The sequence below is a fragment of the Pedobacter folensis genome, assembly GCF_056490665.1.
This window is the reverse complement of sequence record NZ_JBWJIF010000004.1, coordinates 580620-600936: the sequence shown is the minus strand read 5'-3', so window position 1 is coordinate 600936 and position 20317 is coordinate 580620. Positions and strand designations below refer to the sequence as shown.

Sequence of the window (20317 nt, the reverse complement as noted above, 5' to 3'; positions counted from 1 at the left end):
ATCGGAATCAGGTTTGTATGATTCCAAAATTTCAAATTTAAATTGACCAATGAGGTATAAAAAATTATCACTGATCCTGTTCAGTACGTTATGCTCTTTTTCAGCAACAGCACAGTATGTATTAAATGAAGCTGATCAAGCATTTGAGCAATATAATTACGATAAAGCAATTGATCTTTACGAGCAGGCTTATAAGAAAAAAGCAACACTACATGCTGCTGAACGGTTAGCGGCCTGTTATCACTACCAGCGTAATTATAAGCAAACTGAAAGCTGGTACGCAATCGCTGCAGGGATGGAAAAAAGCCCGGCAGAAAATACTTTGGCCTATGCAAAAGCACTGCAAAGTAATTCAAAATACAGCGAAGCCAAAATTCAGTATAATAAGTATGCAGATTTAAATAAAAATCTCAACCCTTCATTAAAAAGTATGTGGTTGCGTTCCTGCGATTCGGCGATGTACTGGATGAAAGAACCGAAATCCGTTGTCATCAATAATGAAAAATCATTAAACAGCCCACAATCAGATTGGGGTGCAGTGATGCAAAAAGGAATGATCGTATTCTCCTCAGACAGGGGCTTAAAAGGTAAAGACGAACAAAGCGGGAATAAGCCATTTTTAAAATTCGATGGTTCGAAAGCACCCAATAAAACCATATATGGTTGGACAGGGAATCCTTACCTTAAGCTTTACACCAAAACCGGTGCAGATGATATTACATTATTTCCAATCGAGGCAGGGACAGATTACCATGTTGGTCCTGCAAGCTTTACTCAAAACGGAGGTGAAATGTATTTCACGCTTACGAAGATTCCAAAGCAATTAGATTACACAAAAGTTAAAATCCTAAAAGGAAAGCAGGCTACGGTTAACGTCGAGATTTATAGCAGTAAAAAAGATGCTTCAGGAAAATGGAGTACGCCTGTAGCTTTTAAATACAATAATGTAAATCAATATTCTGTAGGCGATCCTTTTATCAGTACAGATGAACAAAGCTTATATTTTAGTTCAAACAGGCCAGGTGGCAAAGGTGGAACGGATCTGTATGTTTGCCAGAAAACAGCTGAGGGGGATTGGGGACTGCCAGTTAATTTAACAGAGATTAATACGGAGGGCAACGAAAGAAGCCCATTTCTTGATGGTAATAATTTTTATTTCAGTAGTGATGGACGGGTAGGCATGGGTGGTCTGGATATTTTTAGTGCCAAACTAACTGGCGGAAAGATAGCAGAACCTCAGAACATGGGTTACCCGGTGAATTCACCCCAGGATGATTTTACATTCAATTTAAATACTGCAACAACAGGATTTTTCTCTTCTAACCGTATTGATGGTTTAGGTGACGATGATATTTACAGCTTTACCCAACAATTAATGCTAGCCTTTAAATTGACTGGAACGGTTTATAATAAAACAACAGGGCAACCGCTAAACAATGCCATTGTTACACTAAACAAAACAGGTGGTTCTACATTAAAAGTTGAAACGGATGATAACGGCAGATTCAGGTTTAATCTTGAAAAAGCGTCTGATTATGGACTAAAAGGGGAGAAGACCAATTATAGAAGTGATGGAGCTTCGTTAACCACTATTGGCCTTACTGCATCAACAGAGATTAAAAAAGACTTATACCTGGAGGCGATTGAAATCAATAAAGCGATTAAACTGGAAAATATTTATTACGACTTCGATAAATCGAATATCCGTGCAGACGCGGCGATTGAATTAGATAAGCTGGTTAAAATTATGACTGACAATCCAACGATTTGGATTGAATTAGGCTCACATACCGATAGTCGTGGAAATGATGCCTATAACCTGGCATTATCACAAAGAAGGGCAGATGCTGCAGTACAATATATTATAGATAGGGGAATAAGTAAAAACAGAATTACAGCTGTTGGCTACGGAGAAACCAGGTTGTTAAATAAATGTATCAATGGGGTACAATGTACCGCTGCCGCGCATCAGTTAAACAGGAGGACAGAATTTAAAATAGTAAAACAATAGCCTGAGCACATTTGCAGGTGATGGTGAATACCTGTGGATGAAGATCGTCATCATGGGTGTTCACCAAATTTTATGCTCATGAAAAGCTGCCCATTTGCCTTCCGGGAAACCGCTGTGGTTACGAAGTTAGGTGGAGGGTAGCTTTTTTACCATGGCTCCATATTTCGGCAAACTCGCGGAGCTCATATGATTCAAAAATTCAATTAAAGCGCAGGTAAGGTAATATTACCTTTAAAGCAGTAATGGTCAATAAAACAAAATCACTAGTCTGAAGCTTAGCAGTTGCTCCTAAGTCTTTAGTACACATTTCTTTAGCCGAAAATCAGCAAGTTCTTATTGACCATCCATCTTTCTTAAACCTAATGGTTCATTATTGATAAATATTTTTATGTTTGTATAGTATTAATAAACATTGTTTACAATGTTTTGCTTTGATTGGAATAAATTATCTGCTAAAATATTGATATCGAAAAAACAGACTTAACAATTGCATACCAAAGTCAAACACCAGAAAACCTTTATTCTTATAGAAATGATTTTCATGGAATAACCGGAAATCAATCCCGAAAAACAATAATAATCTAACCAATTTAAACGTCCTAAAAAACAAACCATGAAAAACAACACCTTACGACTTCTGCTATGGGCGCCGCAAACCGGCAGTTTCCTAAAGTCGAACAAAAGCGCAATGATGAAATTAGTTGCCGCTTGCTTAATTTCCTCCATCCTGTTTGGCTGTAGCAAGCTCGAAAGTTTTAAAACACTTGGTGCCGGAAAAACAGAAGCAGTAGTAAAAACCAAAAAAGTCCTTATTATTGGCTTAGATGGCACATTGTGGACTGCACTTACTCAACAAAATGCCCCGCATATAAAAGCACTTATTGATTCATCGTGGGTAAGTACAAATGCCCAGGCAGAACCACCAACCTGGAGTGCAGGCGGATGGAGCGGGATATTAACCGGCACCTCCATTTCGAAACACAAAGCAACTGACAACTCTTTTACAGGAAACGATATCGCCAATAACCCATCGTTCTTCAGGGAAATAAAAACAGCACTACCCAACCTAAGAACAGGTGCAATTGTAGCATGGAACCCGATTACAACCTATATCGTGAATGCTAGCGATGTTGCTTTTCGCACAGCTTATGGCGATAGTGATTATGTATTAAGAGATAGTAAAGTGGCCACAGCCGTAATTAATGAACTCTCGAACAACAATCCTGATGTACTTTTTTGCCACTTTGACAACATCGACCACAATGGCCACGGAAGCGGCTTTTCGACCAGCAATGTTAACTATACCAATGCAATTGCAGCAGCAGATGTTCATGTCGGAAATATTCTTACCGCATTAAAAAACAGGGCAACCTATAGCAGCGAGGATTGGCTTATTGTTATGGTAACCGATCATGGTGGTACCGGAACCGGGCATGGTGGCGCAAGTTATTTAGAAAGAAATCCTTTTATCATTTTAAACAACAGCGCGATAGCGCCTGCGGTGGTAAATACGCTCCCTGGTGTAAGCGGTTCGCATAGCGAAAATGTTGTGGGTTTTGGCAATGGGGCTTATGGAAAACTGCCCGCCATATCTAATGTAGATTTTGCAACCGGCAATTTCACTATCGAATACCGCGTGCGAAAAAATAATACATTAAGTACAAATTATCCACCTGTAATCAGCAATAAAAATTGGGTATCCGGTATTAATGTTGGTTTTGAAATGCACGATCAGATGGGGAAATTAAGGTTTAACATCAGCAATGGCACTGCCCGTAAAGATTTTGATCCTGGTATAGACCTTACTGATCAGAACTGGCATTACATTACCCTGGTAATTAACCGTACAACCAACAGGGCAATGGTATATGAAGCTGGATTGATGAAGCTAAACGGAGATATTTCTGCAGTTACAGGGTCGATACAGGATCCTGCTTTAAACCTTAATATCGGTCAGGACGGCAGGGGGCTTTATGGGCCAAACCTCTTTAACGGTAACATCTCACACCTGCGGATTTTCAATACCGCATTAAGCCCTGCTACAATTGCTAAACAGTATCAGAATAGTAACCTTACTTCAGCCAACCATCCTGATTATGCGAGTTTAAAATATTACGCAAAAGGAAATGACGGATCAGGCTCAGTTTATACAGGTATTATTGGAGGTAATGTTAATTTAATCGGAAGTGGCACAAGTGCACCTTCATGGTCGAGTGCTAGCGCTGGCAATTATGTAAGTGGAAATCCGCCGTTTATTTATGGCGTTGCCCCAACCGTCCTTAAGTTTTTAAATATACCCATTCCAGCACGATACGATGCTGCGAGTTTGGTAAATTTTTAACAGTTATACCGATACATGAATAAGTGAACACGATCTCGTATAACGGTTTATAAATTCATAAAATACCCGGGATTGAGTAAAGCCTGAAATTGAGAGATTTCAGGCTTTATTTGTTTTCGCCGGTGGGTATTTAACCTGAAAGGAAAATTGCTGTTGCGCCTATGGTTTACTGGCATCTTTTTTCAGAAATGCGATGTTTGTTACTTTATAATTCAGTGCGCTTGTGGTACCTGCTGTTACATCGATGGTAACCCCTGTTATTTTACCAGCCATAGCCGACGCAAGAAATACGGCTGTATTGGCTATATCCTCCATGAGCGGTAACTGTTTTAACATGGTGTCGTTTTCCATTTTCTTAATGAATGCTTTCACTTCATCGCCACCGGCATCTATTGCTTCCTTAAAAACCCTTGAATCCGGAGATCCGGCCGAACGGATGTTTATCACACGAATTCCATATGGCCCCAGCTCTGAAGCCAGGTTTCTGGAGAATGCCTCTACCGCATTACAGGCAGGGCCAAATCCGCCCACGTTGGCATAACCAATACCTCCGGGTGTGGCAGTGAGCGAAAGGATCACCCCGGATTTATTTTGTTTCATCACCCTTCCCGCAGCGGTTGCAGTGATGAATTGGCTTTCCATGGCAATATTTATCGGACGGATAAAATCATCAAGCGCCATATCAACTAAAGGGATGTCTTGTGTATCCTGCCAGCCGATTGCATTGAAAGAGATATCAACCGATCCAGCGGCCTGCATCACTGTTTGTATATGGTCATTTACAGATTTCTCATTCCTCGCATTTACCTCATGGAATGAAACCTTTCCTCCGGCAGATGCAATCTTATTTGCTGTTTTTTCCACGCTGTGTATATGATGGCCTGTAAGAAATACCTGAGCACCGGCAGAGGCGAGCGCACTGGCTACCGCAGCGCCAAGAGATCCGCCAGCTCCATAAATAATCGCGATTTTACCTTGTAATAACATCATCCAGTTTTTACGATGTTTAAATTTAGGCGTAAAAATTACTTTAGATGCTGTACCGTTATGACAAATAAAGGGGCATTTGCGCCAATATTAAATCCAAATCACTCATCATAAAGCGCTTTGGTTCTAAACAAACGTTTGTGCAGTAATAAACTTTAAAAACCAATGATATTTCTACAAATTGCTGTATCAAAACCTGATATAACCAATCATGAAAAATATTTTTACGGTACTGATGCTGATGTTGGCATTCCGGAGCCAAGTATTGGCGCAAACTAATATTATACCCCAACCCAGAGATTTCAAAGCAAACGGAAAAGTTTTTAAGCTGAATGCCCAGACAAAAATTTATTATCAAAAAGGACTTAAGGACCAGGCACTGCTCCTGGCATCGGCTTTAAGCCCGGCTACGGGTTATGATTTTGCGTTACAGGAATTTAAAACTGTACCACTTAACGGAATTATATTAGCTACGGCTAAAGGAGACACCAATAAGGAAGCCTATCATTTATTGGTCGATAACAAACAAATTAAAATTACCGGGGCTAACAGCGCAGGCGTATTCTATGGCATTCAAAGTTTGCTACAGCTGTTGCCCGCCGAAATATATAATAAAGAGCGTCAAAAAAATATAGTTTGGAATATCAATGGTGCGGTGATTAACGATAGCCCGGAATACCCGTGGCGTGGCATGATGCTCGATGTTTCGCGCTATTTTTTCAGTAAGGAATATGTGCTGAAATTTATTGATATGATGGCCATGTATAAAATGAACGTTTTACACTTTCACCTTATTGATGATGCCGGATGGAGATTAGAAATTAAAAAATACCCGAAATTAACCTCAATTGGTGGCTGGCGTGGTGTTGGTGCAGAAACAACCGGAGGTTATTATACACAGGATGATATCAAAGAAATAGTAGCCTATGCGGCAAAGCGAAATGTAGAGGTGGTGCCCGAAATAGAGCTACCTGCACATACCCTCGCCGCAATTGTTGCTTATCCTTACCTGGGTTGTACAGGGCAGCAATTCGTAATGCCTACCCAGCATTCAATCAGCAGAGAAATTTATTGCGTGGGCAAAGAAAGTACCTTTAGTTTTTTAGAGGATGTTTTTAAAGAAACCGTTTCACTTTTCCCATCCAAATATCTCCATATTGGCGGAGATGAAGCCAATTACAGTAGATGGAAAGAATGTGCAGATTGCCAGCGGAAGAAGAAAGAATTGGGACTAAAATCAGAGGCCGAACTGCAAACCTATTTTAATAACCGTGTACAAACGATACTGAAAAAATATGGTAAAACCATTGTGGGCTGGGATGAAGCCATAGAAGAAGGCATAAAAGAGCCGATGGTGGGGATGATCTGGAACGATCCGAAAAAAATACTCAAAGCAGTTGAGGCCGGGCACAGCATCGTTCAGTCCCTTACTTCTTATTGTTATTTTGATATGTCCGAAGCAAACATTCCGGGTGAAGTGCAAACTGCAACCTGGGTAGGACCAGTTTCTTTAGAACGGGTGTATTCCTTAAACCCGATGGTGAAAGGTTTAGATGAAAAATATAGGGGGCAAATCCTGGGTGCTTCAGGAACATTATGGGCAGATCAGTTTATCCATGGAAACAAGTTGCCAGAATTTGCTCCGCTAAATGAAAACCGGTCAGAAAAATATTTTGATTACCTGGCCCTGCCAAGACTGAGCGCGCTGGCAGAAGTTTGCTGGACACCTCTCGCCCGGCAAAGCTGGACAGATTTTGAAAACCGGATGGCTTCACATTACAGCCGTTATCAAAATGCGGGCTATGGTTTTCGCTTGCCTCAACCGAAGCTAATGAGTAAAACTAAAACAGACAGTACCGAAACCATCACCTTAAAAAATATTGTCGACCATGCTGAAATACGCTATACCACAGATGGCTCTTTCCCGAATGCTTACTCTCCTGTTTACACGCAGCCGGTTAAAGTAGATAGACTTAATAATTTCTTAGCCATCACTGTGCTCAACCGTCAGCAATATTCCCTTCCCCTTTATTTTCCGGAAAAGTATGAACGTTACAAAAAATATGGCACCTTATTATCAGAATGGAATCCATCAAATATTAAGGCAAAAGATTTTGCGCTAATGGAAATCAATGCCACAGGTAAAATCAATTCAAATGGGAAATATGTATTAAGTTTTCAATCTACAGGAGGCAGGAGCAAGCTTGAAATACAATCCATCGAAATTTATAAAAATGGCACGAAGCTTAATGGAGGCGTGCAACAGAACACCACAGAACAAAAAGAAAACAGTTATAAATTCGAAATTAACGACTATGAAACCGGTGCCGCATTTACCATTAAAGCCTATGTAAGGGGCGATACCAGTAATGACACTAACGGCGCAATTTTTATCCGGAAAGAAAACTAATTAATATCCTGTTTTGCATATAGTCCGCATTTTTTTGAATGCGGACTATATAAGGTCATTCTGTTTATGACCTTGGGCCTAATCATCTGCTATTGACCTGAGATGTGGCCGTTGATCAACGCCAATACCTTAAAAAATTTCTTTAGTTTTTAAATCCTGCAGTTGGGGCGAAACCACCTTGCCTATTCCATTAAATACAAATTTAATCCCCATTACTTCGCCTATGGATTGTTTATATTGCGTAGTGAGCACTTTTTTTCCATCAAGGTAAATGGAAACCACTTTATTTGCTACCCTGATGGTTACATCCCCACCATGTTCGGGATTAAAGGCAAGATTACTGAGGTTTTTATCTGAACCCAGCACACGCAGTTCTGAAAACTTATAATCGCAAAAGGCCGAACAACTTGGCCTGAACAGATTGATCACATGTTTATCTTTCGAGCCCAGGATGAGGATAGCGGTTCCTACGCATTGTGTACCTGGCCTGTCTTTTTCGGAGAAAATCTTACAATTAAAAGAAAAATTATCGCCACTGATGTGTGAAGGTTTAACATAACTGAAGCCAACCATAAAAGGTTTTGCGGTATCCAGACCTGCCGAATCGAGTTGTTGGGGAGAGACATAAATATTTGCCGGATGGAGTGTTTTAAGCCCGATTACCGGAAAAGCGCGTGAAGTATCGTTCCCCGAATTGGCCACCCATCCTTTGGTCTGCATAAAGACGCTAACGGTATCGATGGCCTTGCTATTGTGAAGCAAGGTGGCATAAACCACGCCCGGATTTTTAAAAAACTTGGTTACTTCTTTCTTTCCGCTGATTTCGGACCGCATCGCTTCTTCCAAAAAATCAAGCTGAAATTTCTCGTCCTGATTATAACCTTTCATTGCTTCCAGCCTGAAAGTTGCTGAGTGAGGTACTGCTCCGAAGGGATTGGTACACACCAGTTTTACATGCATCTGCTCCCCATGTTTAAAAAAGATTATCGCAGCTGCACAACCAAAAACCAACAGGATACTTAGAATTGCTGCAAAGCGGTAAGATTTGCGCGCTCTTTTGACGGCGCTTATAGATAGCGATTTCTGGTCTGCCAGATTCTCCGCTGTCGCCTGGCTATTTTCTTTCGTGGTTTTATAAACCAGCTCAAGCTCCTGCCAGTCGCGGTAACCTATAAATTGTGCCAAAGCATCCCTTGTTGCCTTCTGTGGATAGTAGCGTTCTGAGGTTTTCAATTTGCCCAGTATCCGCCGGAGTGTATTTTCGCTTAAATAAACCTTTGTCTGTTTTCCTAAACGGCTACTCAGGGCTGTATAATCTGTCGAACGCCATTCGGCAACAGGCAAGCCCCCCATTTTTTTTATGATCTCGGCCACGCAATAATCCAGCAATTCGAAAAAAGCGTGAGTTTCCTTATTTCCAGAATTCGATTTCATAAAAAATAATCAGCTATAAATCAAATAGTTGTACATACAAAACAATTCAAAAACTTTGTAGCCTTAATCATTAACTACAAAATTATATTTCCAATAGTTTTACTAAACCCTTGCGATCACGTCGCAAACATAACATAATCGAATTAAATACAAGTGGGAATTTGTATTCATTATTAGCACTAAAACAACTACAAAATTTTAAATCATCATCCCTGAAATCGTTTAAAAACAAAGCAACCAATACAACCAACAAAACTATGTCTTTAATTAAACAACAGAATGCTCCACGCAATGGTGTGGAGTGGTTATCGATTAAAAAGCGATCTCAACATCGAAAGTTGATTTTGGCACTTTCTTTCGCAATGCTTGCATTTCAATCCAATGCAAAAAACGTACTATTGGAAGTTTCGGATAGTGATGCAAACTTCGGAAATAGTCATTTATCAACTAAATACTCATTTCCAGGTAGCAGGTATCTTGATGTTAGCGGAAAAATAATTGATGAAAACGGACAGCCCATTCCTGCAGCAACAGTAAGTGTTAAAGGAACAAAAATTGTTACCCAGGCTGATGCCAATGGTGTATTTCAGCTCAAAAACATTGAAGATGGTGCCGTTATTATTGTTTCTTATGTAGGATACAAGCCGCTTGAAGTAAAAGCGTCATCAGGTATGACGATCAAAATGATACCTCAATCTAACCTTGAAGAGGTTGTGGTGGTGGGTTATGGCACGCAGAAAAAGGGAAATATTACAGGTTCTGTCTCCTCTATTAAAATGGACAAAATTGGTTCTATTCCGGTTTCTAACTTATCTAATGCCTTAGCGGGCAGGGCACCTGGTATTACTGTTACCAATAGCTCTGGGCTTGCTGGTGCTACCTCAACCATACGTGTAAGGGGAAGTTTTAGAGAACCTTTGTATGTGATTAATGGTGTGATTAAAAATAAAGCCTCTTTCGATGCGCTGGATCCAAATGAGGTTGACCAGATGAGCGTTTTAAAAGATGCGGCTTCGGCGTCTGTTTACGGTGCACAGGCGGGTAATGGGGTAATCGTTGTAACAACCAAAACAGGTAAGGTACAAAAAGCACTGTTTAACTTTCAGGCATCAAATACCTTAGCCACCACTACTAAAACGCCCTTGGGCGATATTACCACCGCCGCTGATGAGTTGACCTACCAAAACCGGGTAACGAGATTTGAATGGGAGCAAGGTGCCAGAACCACGCCTTATGTGCAACCCAATAATCAGAGAGAATTCGATTATTTTAATGATAAGGTTTACAATGTAAACGATTGGGTTTGGCGCAATCCAAATTCACAAAAGTACCTCCTTAGTGTGAATGGCGGTAGCGAAAGAATTACCTATTATGCCATGGCTGGTTATACCGATGAGCAGGGTACTTACAAAAATGTAGATTTTGGCAAATTCAACCTGCGATCGGACATTACTGCACAATTGAGCAATGCCATTTCTATGAATTTAAATTTATCGGCATCTCAGCAAAATAACCACCGTTTTTTTTGGCAGGGCGATTCTGCTGATGATTTTAACGTGGGCGATTTTTATCGTGTAACCTTCAACTGGACTAAATTATATCCTTTTTATACTGAGGCTGATGGCACTCCGGCTAATCAGGTTACTGCTTTCCCGGTACAAACCCCATTGGGCAGTTTTCAGGCCTGGAGCGTAATCGATCAGGTTAATGGCGATCGGTATGTTGATACAAAGAACAGGCAATTTAATCCTATTTTAACCTTTAACGTTAAGTTAGATGCCATTACCAAAGGTCTTTCTGCTAAAATCGCAGGAAATTATGAAGCGGTGGATTACATGCGTAAAACGTTTATCACTTATCAGAAAAATTATGTTTATTCTCCTAAAGATCCATCGGGTAACCGATTCATTCCTGCAGCACCAGATCCTGCAAAAACAAATACCTACACTTTCGGGCAAGCCCAGCCAAGCTTAGGTTATGAGATGAATAATGCCTGGAGGTATCAGGTTAACGGTTTTTTAAACTACGATAGAACTTTTGATAAACATAAAGTAACGGCACAAGCGATATTCGAACAGTCGGAGTTTAAAACGACCTATATCACCACGACAGGTTTTGCGCCTACAGCCAGTATAGATCAGATGTTTGCCTACTCTGCATCAGCGGGTAACAGAACGGGTAATGCTACAGAAGCCATTGGTGTTAACGGAGGAAATGCATTTAATTCATGGATTTCGAATATTGCATGGGTTGGTAAATTGGGTTATAATTTTGACGAAAAATACCTTGTTGATTTTTCATTCAGATATGATGGAACTCCCTTAGTTGCTGAGACCAAAAGATGGGGTTTCTTCCCATCTGTTTCTGCAGGATGGAGAATGTCACAAGAAGGCTTTATTAAGGATAACGCTAAATGGTTGAGTGATTTAAAACTGCGTGCCTCATATGGTACAACGGGGAATCTGGTAAATACAAGTAACAATACTATTGGCGCTTTCGGATTTGAACAAACCTACGGAAACGGGAACTCATATATTTTTGGCAATACGCTTTTCCGTGGTGTTGCACCAGGTAGCACACCTACGCCTAACCAAACCTGGGCAACTATTTATAACTACAACATCGGTTTAGATTTTGGATTGTTAAAAAATAAACTAACCGGTTCTGTTGATGCCTTTTTGAATAACATGAAAGATATCCTCGGACCGCGGGATATTATCGTGCCGGCATCTTATGGAGCAACGATAGCGCCAGAAAATTATGCCGCCAGAAGCTTCAGAGGGGTAGATTTTAACCTGGAGTGGCAAGATAAAATTGGCCAGGTAAATTATTCATTGTTCGGTAATTTGGGTTATGCCAAAGACCGTTGGGACGTATTGGATCAAAGTGCTGATTATTTACCAGGCGGTGTTAACGAATGGCGCTCCGCCATCGGCCAGCCTGCCAATAGAATTATTGGTTTAAAAGCAATTGATCTGATCCGTACACAGGAACAGTTAGATGCCTTAAATGCTAAAGGATTTTTGCAATATGGCAGAAAACCATATTTAGGTGCTATTCTTTATGAAGATGTAAGAGGCGATGCATTTAAACCCGGGGCAAATAATAAAATTGATGATAATGACCTTCAGGTATTGAGTAACAATGCAATACCAAGAATAAACTTTGGTTTTGGCTTTAGGGTCAACTGGAAAGGCATTACTGTTGATGCATTGATGCAGGGTGTAGGTGCTTATGACAGGATGATCAGTAACCAGGAAGGTGGTGGTATGCGCCAGCATGGCGGTAACTTCCGTACCTATTATCCAATATGGGCTGGCGACGTTTGGACTGCTGAAAATCCTAATGCTAAATACCCTAGGCCGGTCGGTCAGAACTGGCAGGAATCTGGTACAGGCGCCTCTAGCTTTTGGATGGTTAATGGTGCTTACTTACGCTTAAGAAACATTAATGTAGCTTATGATTTACCACAAAAATGGATGAATAAAGCTGGCTTAGCTGGTACGCAGATTTTCTTCAACGGAACCAATCTGTTAACCATCTCGGCTATGAAAGAATTTCAGGATCCTGAGCAGAACAACTACGATTCTTTCCCGATTATGAAAACCTTCACTTTGGGCTTAAATGTTAAATTTTAAACCGGTTGTTATAAAAAAATGAAACCGGCATGGGCATACGGCTTAAAAAGCGCAGTAATGATGCTCATGCTAGCTTCATGGCCGATAAAAAACAAATTTTTATGAAAAAAATATTCATATTCCTCATCGCCGTAACGCTGTTTTCGGCATGTAAAAAAGCATTAGATGTTGACAATTTAACGGCATATGATCCCAATCAAATTTGGAACGATCAATTATTAGCTGATGCTTATTTAACCAATATTTATCCTACTGCCTTCGGCAACTGGAATGCAAGTGCCGATCGTAACAGCGATCAGCTATCGGGCATTGCTTTTCCGCAAGATGCTGTAACCATCACCAATGGCGGTTTGGGTAACTGGAATTACGCTCCGGTTAGGTTGGTTAACCAAGCTATTTTGGATATACCCAAAGGAACTTTACCCGATGCCACCAAAAATAGAATTTTAGGAGAAGCCTATTTTCTCAGGGCCTACTTTTATTTTGGCATGGTCCGAACCTATGGTGGTGTCCCTTATATCAAAATCCCACAGGATAAAGATAAGGATGAACTTAATGTGCCCAGAAACTCAACCAAAGAGTGTTTTGATTTCATGAATGCCGATTTAGATCAGGCTATTGCCTTGCTGCCAAAACGTAATTTGCCGAGCTCTGCCAGTTGGGGAAGAATTGATGGTAACTTCGCCCTGGCTTTTAAAGCAAGAATGGCACTTTATAAGGCTTCACCACAATTTAATCCAGGCAACCCATGGGATAATGCCTATTGGGCCGATGCTTATACCGTAAATAAAAAAGCTTATGATGATTTAAAAGCACAGGGTTACAAACTGGTAAGTGATTATTCGACGATAGCGCTTGCTGAGCGTAATACCGAAGTGGTTTTTTCTGTAATTAATCAGTTTCCGGATAAAACGGCAAGCTGGGACAACGGACTTCGCCCCTTATCTTTAGCAAGAGGCAACACCGCTGTTACCCCAACTTACGAATTTGTAAAGGCCTTCCCCATGAAAGATGGAAAGCTTTATAATGACCCAACCAGTGCCTATTTTTTATCTGATGCTGATATGCTAAAATCGTATTGGAAAAACAGAGACCCAAGGTTTGAAAAATCTATCGTTTGGAATGCAAAAACCTATCCTGTTGCAGGTACGGCTGCCGGCTATCGGCAATATACCGCATTGGGCATTGCCAATGCTTTGGATAATAACGGGATTAATCCAAATTCTCCAGACCGCTCTACCAATAATAATGTAAATGCAGGATTCTTTGTGTTAAAAGGTTGCGATTTAACCTTAACGCAAGCTACTGTCTTACAATCCGGCGTAGATTATGTATTGATGCGTTATGCAGAAGTCATGTTAAACTATGCAGAAGCTGCGAACGAAACCAATCATTTAGCAGATGCATTGGATATATTGAGGCAAATTAGAACCCGTGCGGGTATTGAACCCGGTGCAGATGGAAATTATGGTATTGTAGCCACCACCCGTGAGCAAATGCGTAAAGCCATTATGGACGAAAGGAATATTGAGCTTTGTTTTGAAGGTTTTAGGTTTAACGATTTGAGAAGATGGCGTATGTTTAGTTTGTTAGATAACAAAGGCAAAACGGGTTTAGAAGCCATCGCCATCGAAGCCAATGGTTCAGAAATGGCACTGGCAAAAGCGAGGTCGCTCGGCCAGGCTAACCAATTGTTAGAAGAGAACTTCAAATATGTTCCGTTAAGTGTACCACAAACCGGTAACAAACTCAATATTGTTCCTGACAAATATTATTTTGCACCTATAGCACAAAACATCATTGCAAATGCTAATAAATTACTGCAAAACAAAGATTGGGGAGGCACTTTCGACCCTACGCTCCAATAATTAACAGAAAGTATAAAGGGGTATGCTTTTTCATGGCGGCCCCTTTTTTAATAATATAATTTTAATAACAATAACACAAATGACCAAGTCCATCAAAACCTTTTCCTACTTATTTCTTGTTTTCTTTCTCCCCTCATTATTTTCAAAAGCAGCAACACCTATAGAAGATCTGGCAAAAAGGATTGTTAAACCCTATGCTAAAAATATCCTGTTTGAGCAAAGCCAAACCACTTCAGGAAAAGACTATTTTGAACTGGAAAGTAAAGAAGGTAAGCTGATTGTAAAAGGGAATAGTTACAACTCGATGGCTTATGGCCTAAACCACTACCTTAAATATTATTGCAACACCTCCGTTTCCTGGTATAAGGATGATCAGATCGATCTTCCCAAATTAATGCCCGTGTTAACAAGTAAAATTAACCAGGAGGCAAGGGTTAAAAACCGTTTCTTTTTAAACTATTGTACTTTCGGTTATACCATGCCCTGGTGGGGCTGGAAAGATTGGGAGCATTTAATTGACTGGATGGCCCTTAACGGCATCAACATGCCGCTTTCTATTACCGGGCAGGAAGCCATCTGGTACAAAGTATGGTCGAAAATGGGTTTAAGTGATGAGCAGATACGCAGTTATTTTACCGGACCTGCATTTTTGCCCTGGCACAGGATGTCGAACATCGACCATTGGGATGGCCCATTGCCAAAATCATGGCTGGATGACCAGCTCGCCTTACAAAAGAAAATCGTTAAGCGCGAACGCGAGTTAAACATGAAACCCATTTTACCTGCTTTTGCCGGACACGTTCCACAGGCCATTAAAACTAAGTTTCCGAATGCAAAAATTACTGATTTGGGTACCTGGGGAGGTTTTAGCGAAGAATATTACAGCCACTTCCTCGATCCATTCGATCCATTATTTAAACAGATACAGACCGCCTTTTTAGCAGAGCAGACTGCAGCATTTGGAACGGACCATATTTACGGTGCAGACCCTTTTAACGAGGTAACCCCACCAAGCTGGGAACCTAAATACCTGGCCAGTGCTGCGGATGTGATTTATAGCTCCATGAAGTCGGTAGACCCATCGGCCGAATGGCTGCAAATGACCTGGGTATTTTACTATATGCGCAAAGAATGGACCAACGAACGCATTAAAGCCTTTGTCAGGGCGGTACCGCAAGATAAAATGACACTCTTAGATTATTACGCAGAAAGTACCGAAGTATGGAAACTCACCGAGTCGTATTTTAACCAGCCTTATATCTGGTGTTACCTGGGCAACTTTGGTGGCAACAGCATGCTGGTGGGAAATTTACAAACCGTTGAAGACAGAATGGAAAATGCATTTAAAAACGGGGGTGCGAATTTAACCGGAGTAGGCTCAACGCTCGAAGGTTTTGATGTTAATCCGGTGATGTATGATTATGTTTTTGAAAAAGCATGGAGCACCGGCAAAACAGATGTAAACAGCTGGACGAACAATTGGGCCAACAGAAGATTGGGCCGTGTAGATACCAACAATCAGGCGGCATGGAATGAGCTGGTAAAAGAAGTGTATAACAGGCCTTCGCAACTGGGGCAGGGGATTTTAGTAAATGCAAAACCCACTTTAAAGGGTACCGCACATTGGACCCCGAACCCCAAGTTTAACTATAACAACAAAACACTTTTTGGAATATGGCAGAAAATGCTTGCGATTCAAAATCCGGCTCACCAATCCTTTAGTTATGATCTGGTTAACATCGGCAGACAGGTTTTGGGTAATCATTTCATTACGTTGAGAGACGATTTCGCAGCTGCTTACGAGAGAAAGGATATTGTAGGAATGACCAAAAAGAAAGCGGAGATGTTAAGCCTGATTGACGACCTGGATGAACTGTTGGCTACACAACCGAGTATGCTTTTGGGAAAATGGATAGCTGATGCCAGAAAATTAGGTAAAAATGCCCGGGAAAAGGATTATTATGAAAAGGATGCTAAAATGCTGATCACGGTTTGGGGCGGCAAACAGCGTTCGTTAAACGATTATGGCAACCGCAGCTGGGCAGGTTTAACCGGCGATTTTTACAAAAAAAGATGGGAAATGTTTTTGAATGATGTTTTACTAAGCGCTAAAGAAGGAACTAAATTTGATGAAAAGGCCTTTAAACAGAAAACATACAAATTTGAAGACCAATGGGTAGATGAGCACAAGACTTTTAGCAGTTCACCTGTTGGCAATAGTTTTCAGAAAAGCCAGTTACTGATGCTTAAATACAGCCCTTATTTCAATTAAATACAGTTTTAAATATAGTAGATATAAATAAATCTGCCAAAATGCTTTCAAAAGCCTGCAATTCGTACGGATAGCAGGCTTTTTTTATTTTCTGCCATGAGATGAGACAAAGCCGTACGTCCCACTCAATAGCTTCCACAATCCATCTTTTCAGCTTTGGTGTTTGTATACATATGAGCACCGGTTTATTGGCTTTCCTGACAGGGAAAACCCCGGAACAGAAGGAAATCTATATAAATTATTACCCCTTTGTTGTAAGGATAACGCCAATACTTGGCCCATTATTGCGCCTTGAAAAATATAGTCAAAAAACGTTGTTTTCGTCTTTTATACCTTATACTTTTGGCTTTTCGTCTCTGTGAAAATTGCTGTTAAAGCGTTGATAAACAAAGTTTAAATTGTTTTTTGTAGGGTGAAGAGACAATTTCTACCAAAAAAAAGGAAATGATATGAGCACATACGTAACTGGTTTTCGGGAAATCGACAAGGCTGACCTTTTGAGCGTTGGAGGTAAGGGTGCCAATCTTGGCGAGCTATCTAAAATTGAGGGTATCCATGTGCCCGATGGTTTTTGCATCAACACCGAAGCCTATAAGAAAATAACGGCGAACAATAAGGAACTAAATGGCTTAATGGATGAATTGAGTCAGCTTAAAACGGAAGATCGGTCTGCGGTTAGCAAAACCAGTGCAAAAATCCGTGCAATTATCGAAAGCATATCCATTCCTGATGACATAAGCGAAGAGATTGAAAATTATCTTGCCCTTTTTGATCAACATACAGCCTTTGCTGTCCGATCGAGTGCTACCGCCGAAGACCTGCCTACAGCATCTTTTGCAGGTCAGCAGGATACCTACCTGAACATTATCGGAAAAACAGCTGTCATAAAACACATCAGCAAGTGCTGGGCATCCTTATTTACGGATAGGGCTATAATTTATCGCATCCAGCATGACTTTGATCACCATAAAGTGCAGTTAGCCGTGGTGGTGCAGCAAATGGTTTTTCCGCAGGCTGCAGGAATCTTATTTACGGCCAATCCGGTTTCCGGAAATCGGAAAATCTTATCCATCGATGCCAGTTTTGGCCTGGGTGAAGCCATGGTTTCAGGCCTGGTGAATGCCGATAATTATCAGGTGTACAATGGCAGGATTACAGATAAAAAGATATCGACCAAGAAACTGGCTATTTATGCCTTAAAGGATGGAGGTACAATAACTCAGGACCTTTCGGCAGAAGCGCAAAACAGGCAAGTGCTCACTGACGAACAGATTTTACAACTCGAGCAACTAGGCCGAAAAATCGAAGCACATTTCGGGCAGCCTCAGGATACGGAATGGTGTTTGGCTGATGATGCGTTTTACATGGTACAGAGCCGGCCAATTACCACTTTATATCCCATTCCGGAAACAAATGATGCTGAAAACCATGTGTATATATCTGTTGGCCATCAGCAAATGATGACGGACCCGATGAAACCACTGGGATTATCGTTATGGCAATTAAGAGCGGCCAGGCCGATGTTTAGCGCGGGTGGAAGATTGTTTGTTGATGTTACCGATAGTTTGATTACGCCATCGGGAAGGGAGAATTTATTAGATGCGATGGGGCAACACGATCCGCTCATCAAAGATGCATTAATCACCATTACCGGGCGAGGTGATTTTATCAAATTGCTACCAGATGATGGAAAAGTACCCCTGTTGGCCAAAAGTACTAAAGGCATGTCTGCTGCGGCGATTTTAGCACAAGTAGGAAACGACCCGGCTATTGTTGCTGATCTGATTAAAAAAGATGAGGCATCAGTAGCAGCACTAAAGCAAGCTATCCAAACGAAATCAGGACCTGACCTATTTGATTTTATTCTGGAAGATATCGGGCAATCGAAGAAGATGATATTTGATTCGAAGCACATGGGTGTGATCATCGCCGCAATGAATGCTGCAGCCTGGATCAACGAAAAGATGGACGAATGGTTGGGTGAAAAAAATCCGGCAGATGCACTGTCTCAGTCGGCACCCAATAATATCACCTCAGAAATGGGTTTGGCACTATTGGATGTGGCAGATGTGATTCGCCCTTATCCAGAGGTAATTAACTATTTACAGGAGGCAAAGGAGGATCATTTTTTAGCTGGTCTGATGCAGTTTGATGGAGGTAAAGAAACCCGCGCCGCAATTAACGCATATCTCGAAAAATACGGCATGCGCTGTGCCGGAGAAATTGATATTACCAATACACGCTGGAGCGAAAAACCATCCATACTCATTCCCCTGCTGCTTAGCAATATTAAAAACTTTGAACCCAATGCCGGCAAGCGAAAATTTGAGCAGGGGCAAAGGGAAGCTTTAAAAAAGGAAAATGAATTATTGGGTAAATTAGCATCTCTGACAGAAGGCGAACAAAAAGTAAAGGAAACCAAACAGATGATCAACCTGCTCCGGAATTTTGCAGGTTATCGCGAATATCCAAAATACGGAATCGTTAACCGCTTCTTTATTTATAAACAGGCCTTACTGAAAGAAGCCGAAAAGCTTTTAAAAGCCAAAGTGATCAGCGAGAGCGCAGATATTTATGACCTCACCTTTCAGGAATTGCGTGAAGCGGTAAGCACCAATACATTAGATATTCAGCTTGTACACCAAAGAAAAGAAACCTTTAAACAGTACCAAAAACTAATTCCACCAAGGGTAATTACATCCGATGGGGAAGTTATAAGGGGTAAATACAAACGCGAAAATCTTCCGGCCGAAGCCATTGTAGGTTTGGCGGTTTCTTCAGGAGTGATTGAAGGACGGGCACGCGTTATCCTAAACATGGAAGATGCCGATCTGGAAGATGGAGATATCCTTGTTACCCCATTTACCGACCCCAGCTGGACGCCCTTGTTCGTTTCCATAAAAGGCCTGATTACCGAAGTTGGCGGATTAATGACGCATGGTGCTGTGATTGCAAGAGAATATGGCCTGCCGGCCGTTGTGGGTGTAGAAAATGCGACCAAACTGATCAAAGACGGGCAGCGCATTAGGTTAAACGGAACGGATGGCTTTGTAGAAATCCTGTAATTGGAGCTGGTTTTGGCCAGGTAAAATAACTACTTCTATTATCTGAAAAAGCTTTCTATTCAGTTTATATAGCTGTGCACGGATTGATGTTTCCCAAGAACCACCTAACCAGGTAAAATAAACCTGATCGAAGCGGCACGCAGTAGCGCGAATGAGCAGGACTTTCAGCGCCGATGCACACAGGAACCTGCTTTTCCAAAAAAAGAAAGATTATGATGCTTGGGGAAATTATATCAAGATTAATACCAATCATTTCCTAAAACAGTCTTATTTTTATCGCAAGATTAACTA

9 protein-coding genes are annotated in these 20317 nt (G+C 41.1%); 7 read left to right on the top strand and 2 right to left on the bottom strand.

The annotated features are described in order from the left end of the window. Nucleotides 1-49: 49 nt before the first annotated feature. Both AC04QZ_RS22180 and AC04QZ_RS22175 read left to right on the top strand, forming a co-directional pair. Nucleotides 50-2011: an OmpA family protein gene (locus AC04QZ_RS22180; RefSeq protein ID WP_478359517.1), complete on the top strand. Its 1962-nt coding sequence runs from the start codon at nt 50-52 to the stop codon at nt 2009-2011. 613 nt (nt 2012-2624) lie between these two features. Continuing rightward, the gene (locus tag AC04QZ_RS22175; protein ID WP_478359516.1) at nt 2625-4352 is read left to right on the top strand and encodes an alkaline phosphatase family protein; all 1728 of its coding nucleotides are present in this window, start codon (nt 2625-2627) and stop codon (nt 4350-4352) included. A gap of 159 nt (nt 4353-4511) precedes the next feature. Here the strand turns inward: AC04QZ_RS22175 and AC04QZ_RS22170 are convergent, their stop codons facing one another. Next, nucleotides 4512-5342 carry an SDR family NAD(P)-dependent oxidoreductase gene (locus AC04QZ_RS22170; protein ID WP_478359515.1) on the bottom strand — a complete coding sequence of 277 codons (831 nt, stop codon included), beginning with the start codon at nt 5340-5342 and terminating at the stop codon, nt 4512-4514. Between the two features lie 208 nt (nt 5343-5550). On the opposite strand from AC04QZ_RS22170, the gene AC04QZ_RS22165 reads away from it, so the two are divergent. Then, nucleotides 5551-7749: a beta-N-acetylhexosaminidase gene (locus AC04QZ_RS22165; RefSeq protein ID WP_478359514.1), complete on the top strand. Its 2199-nt coding sequence runs from the start codon at nt 5551-5553 to the stop codon at nt 7747-7749. Nucleotides 7750-7878: 129 nt separating this feature from the next. Here AC04QZ_RS22165 and AC04QZ_RS22160 read toward each other — a convergent pair whose 3' ends face one another. Next, nucleotides 7879-9183 carry a hypothetical protein gene (locus AC04QZ_RS22160; RefSeq protein WP_478359513.1) on the bottom strand — a complete coding sequence of 435 codons (1305 nt, stop codon included), beginning with the start codon at nt 9181-9183 and terminating at the stop codon, nt 7879-7881. Between the two features lie 257 nt (nt 9184-9440). Between AC04QZ_RS22160 and AC04QZ_RS22155 the strand changes: the two genes are divergently transcribed. The 4 genes from AC04QZ_RS22155 to ppsA all read left to right on the top strand — a co-directional run bounded on the left by AC04QZ_RS22155 (nt 9441) and on the right by ppsA (nt 20026). Continuing rightward, nucleotides 9441-12821 carry a SusC/RagA family TonB-linked outer membrane protein gene (locus AC04QZ_RS22155; RefSeq protein ID WP_478359512.1) on the top strand — a complete coding sequence of 1127 codons (3381 nt, stop codon included), beginning with the start codon at nt 9441-9443 and terminating at the stop codon, nt 12819-12821. A 101-nt stretch (nt 12822-12922) separates the two neighbouring features. Beyond that, complete coding sequence (locus AC04QZ_RS22150) at nt 12923-14689, top strand: RagB/SusD family nutrient uptake outer membrane protein (protein WP_478359511.1); 1767 nt, start codon at nt 12923-12925, stop codon at nt 14687-14689. A gap of 79 nt (nt 14690-14768) precedes the next feature. Further along, a complete protein-coding gene (locus AC04QZ_RS22145) occupies nt 14769-16961 on the top strand; it encodes an alpha-N-acetylglucosaminidase (RefSeq protein ID WP_478359510.1) in 2193 nt (730 codons plus the stop codon). Nucleotides 16962-17410: 449 nt separating this feature from the next. Continuing rightward, complete coding sequence (gene ppsA / locus AC04QZ_RS22140) at nt 17411-20026, top strand: phosphoenolpyruvate synthase (protein ID WP_478359509.1); 2616 nt, start codon at nt 17411-17413, stop codon at nt 20024-20026. Nucleotides 20027-20317 lie beyond the last annotated feature (291 nt).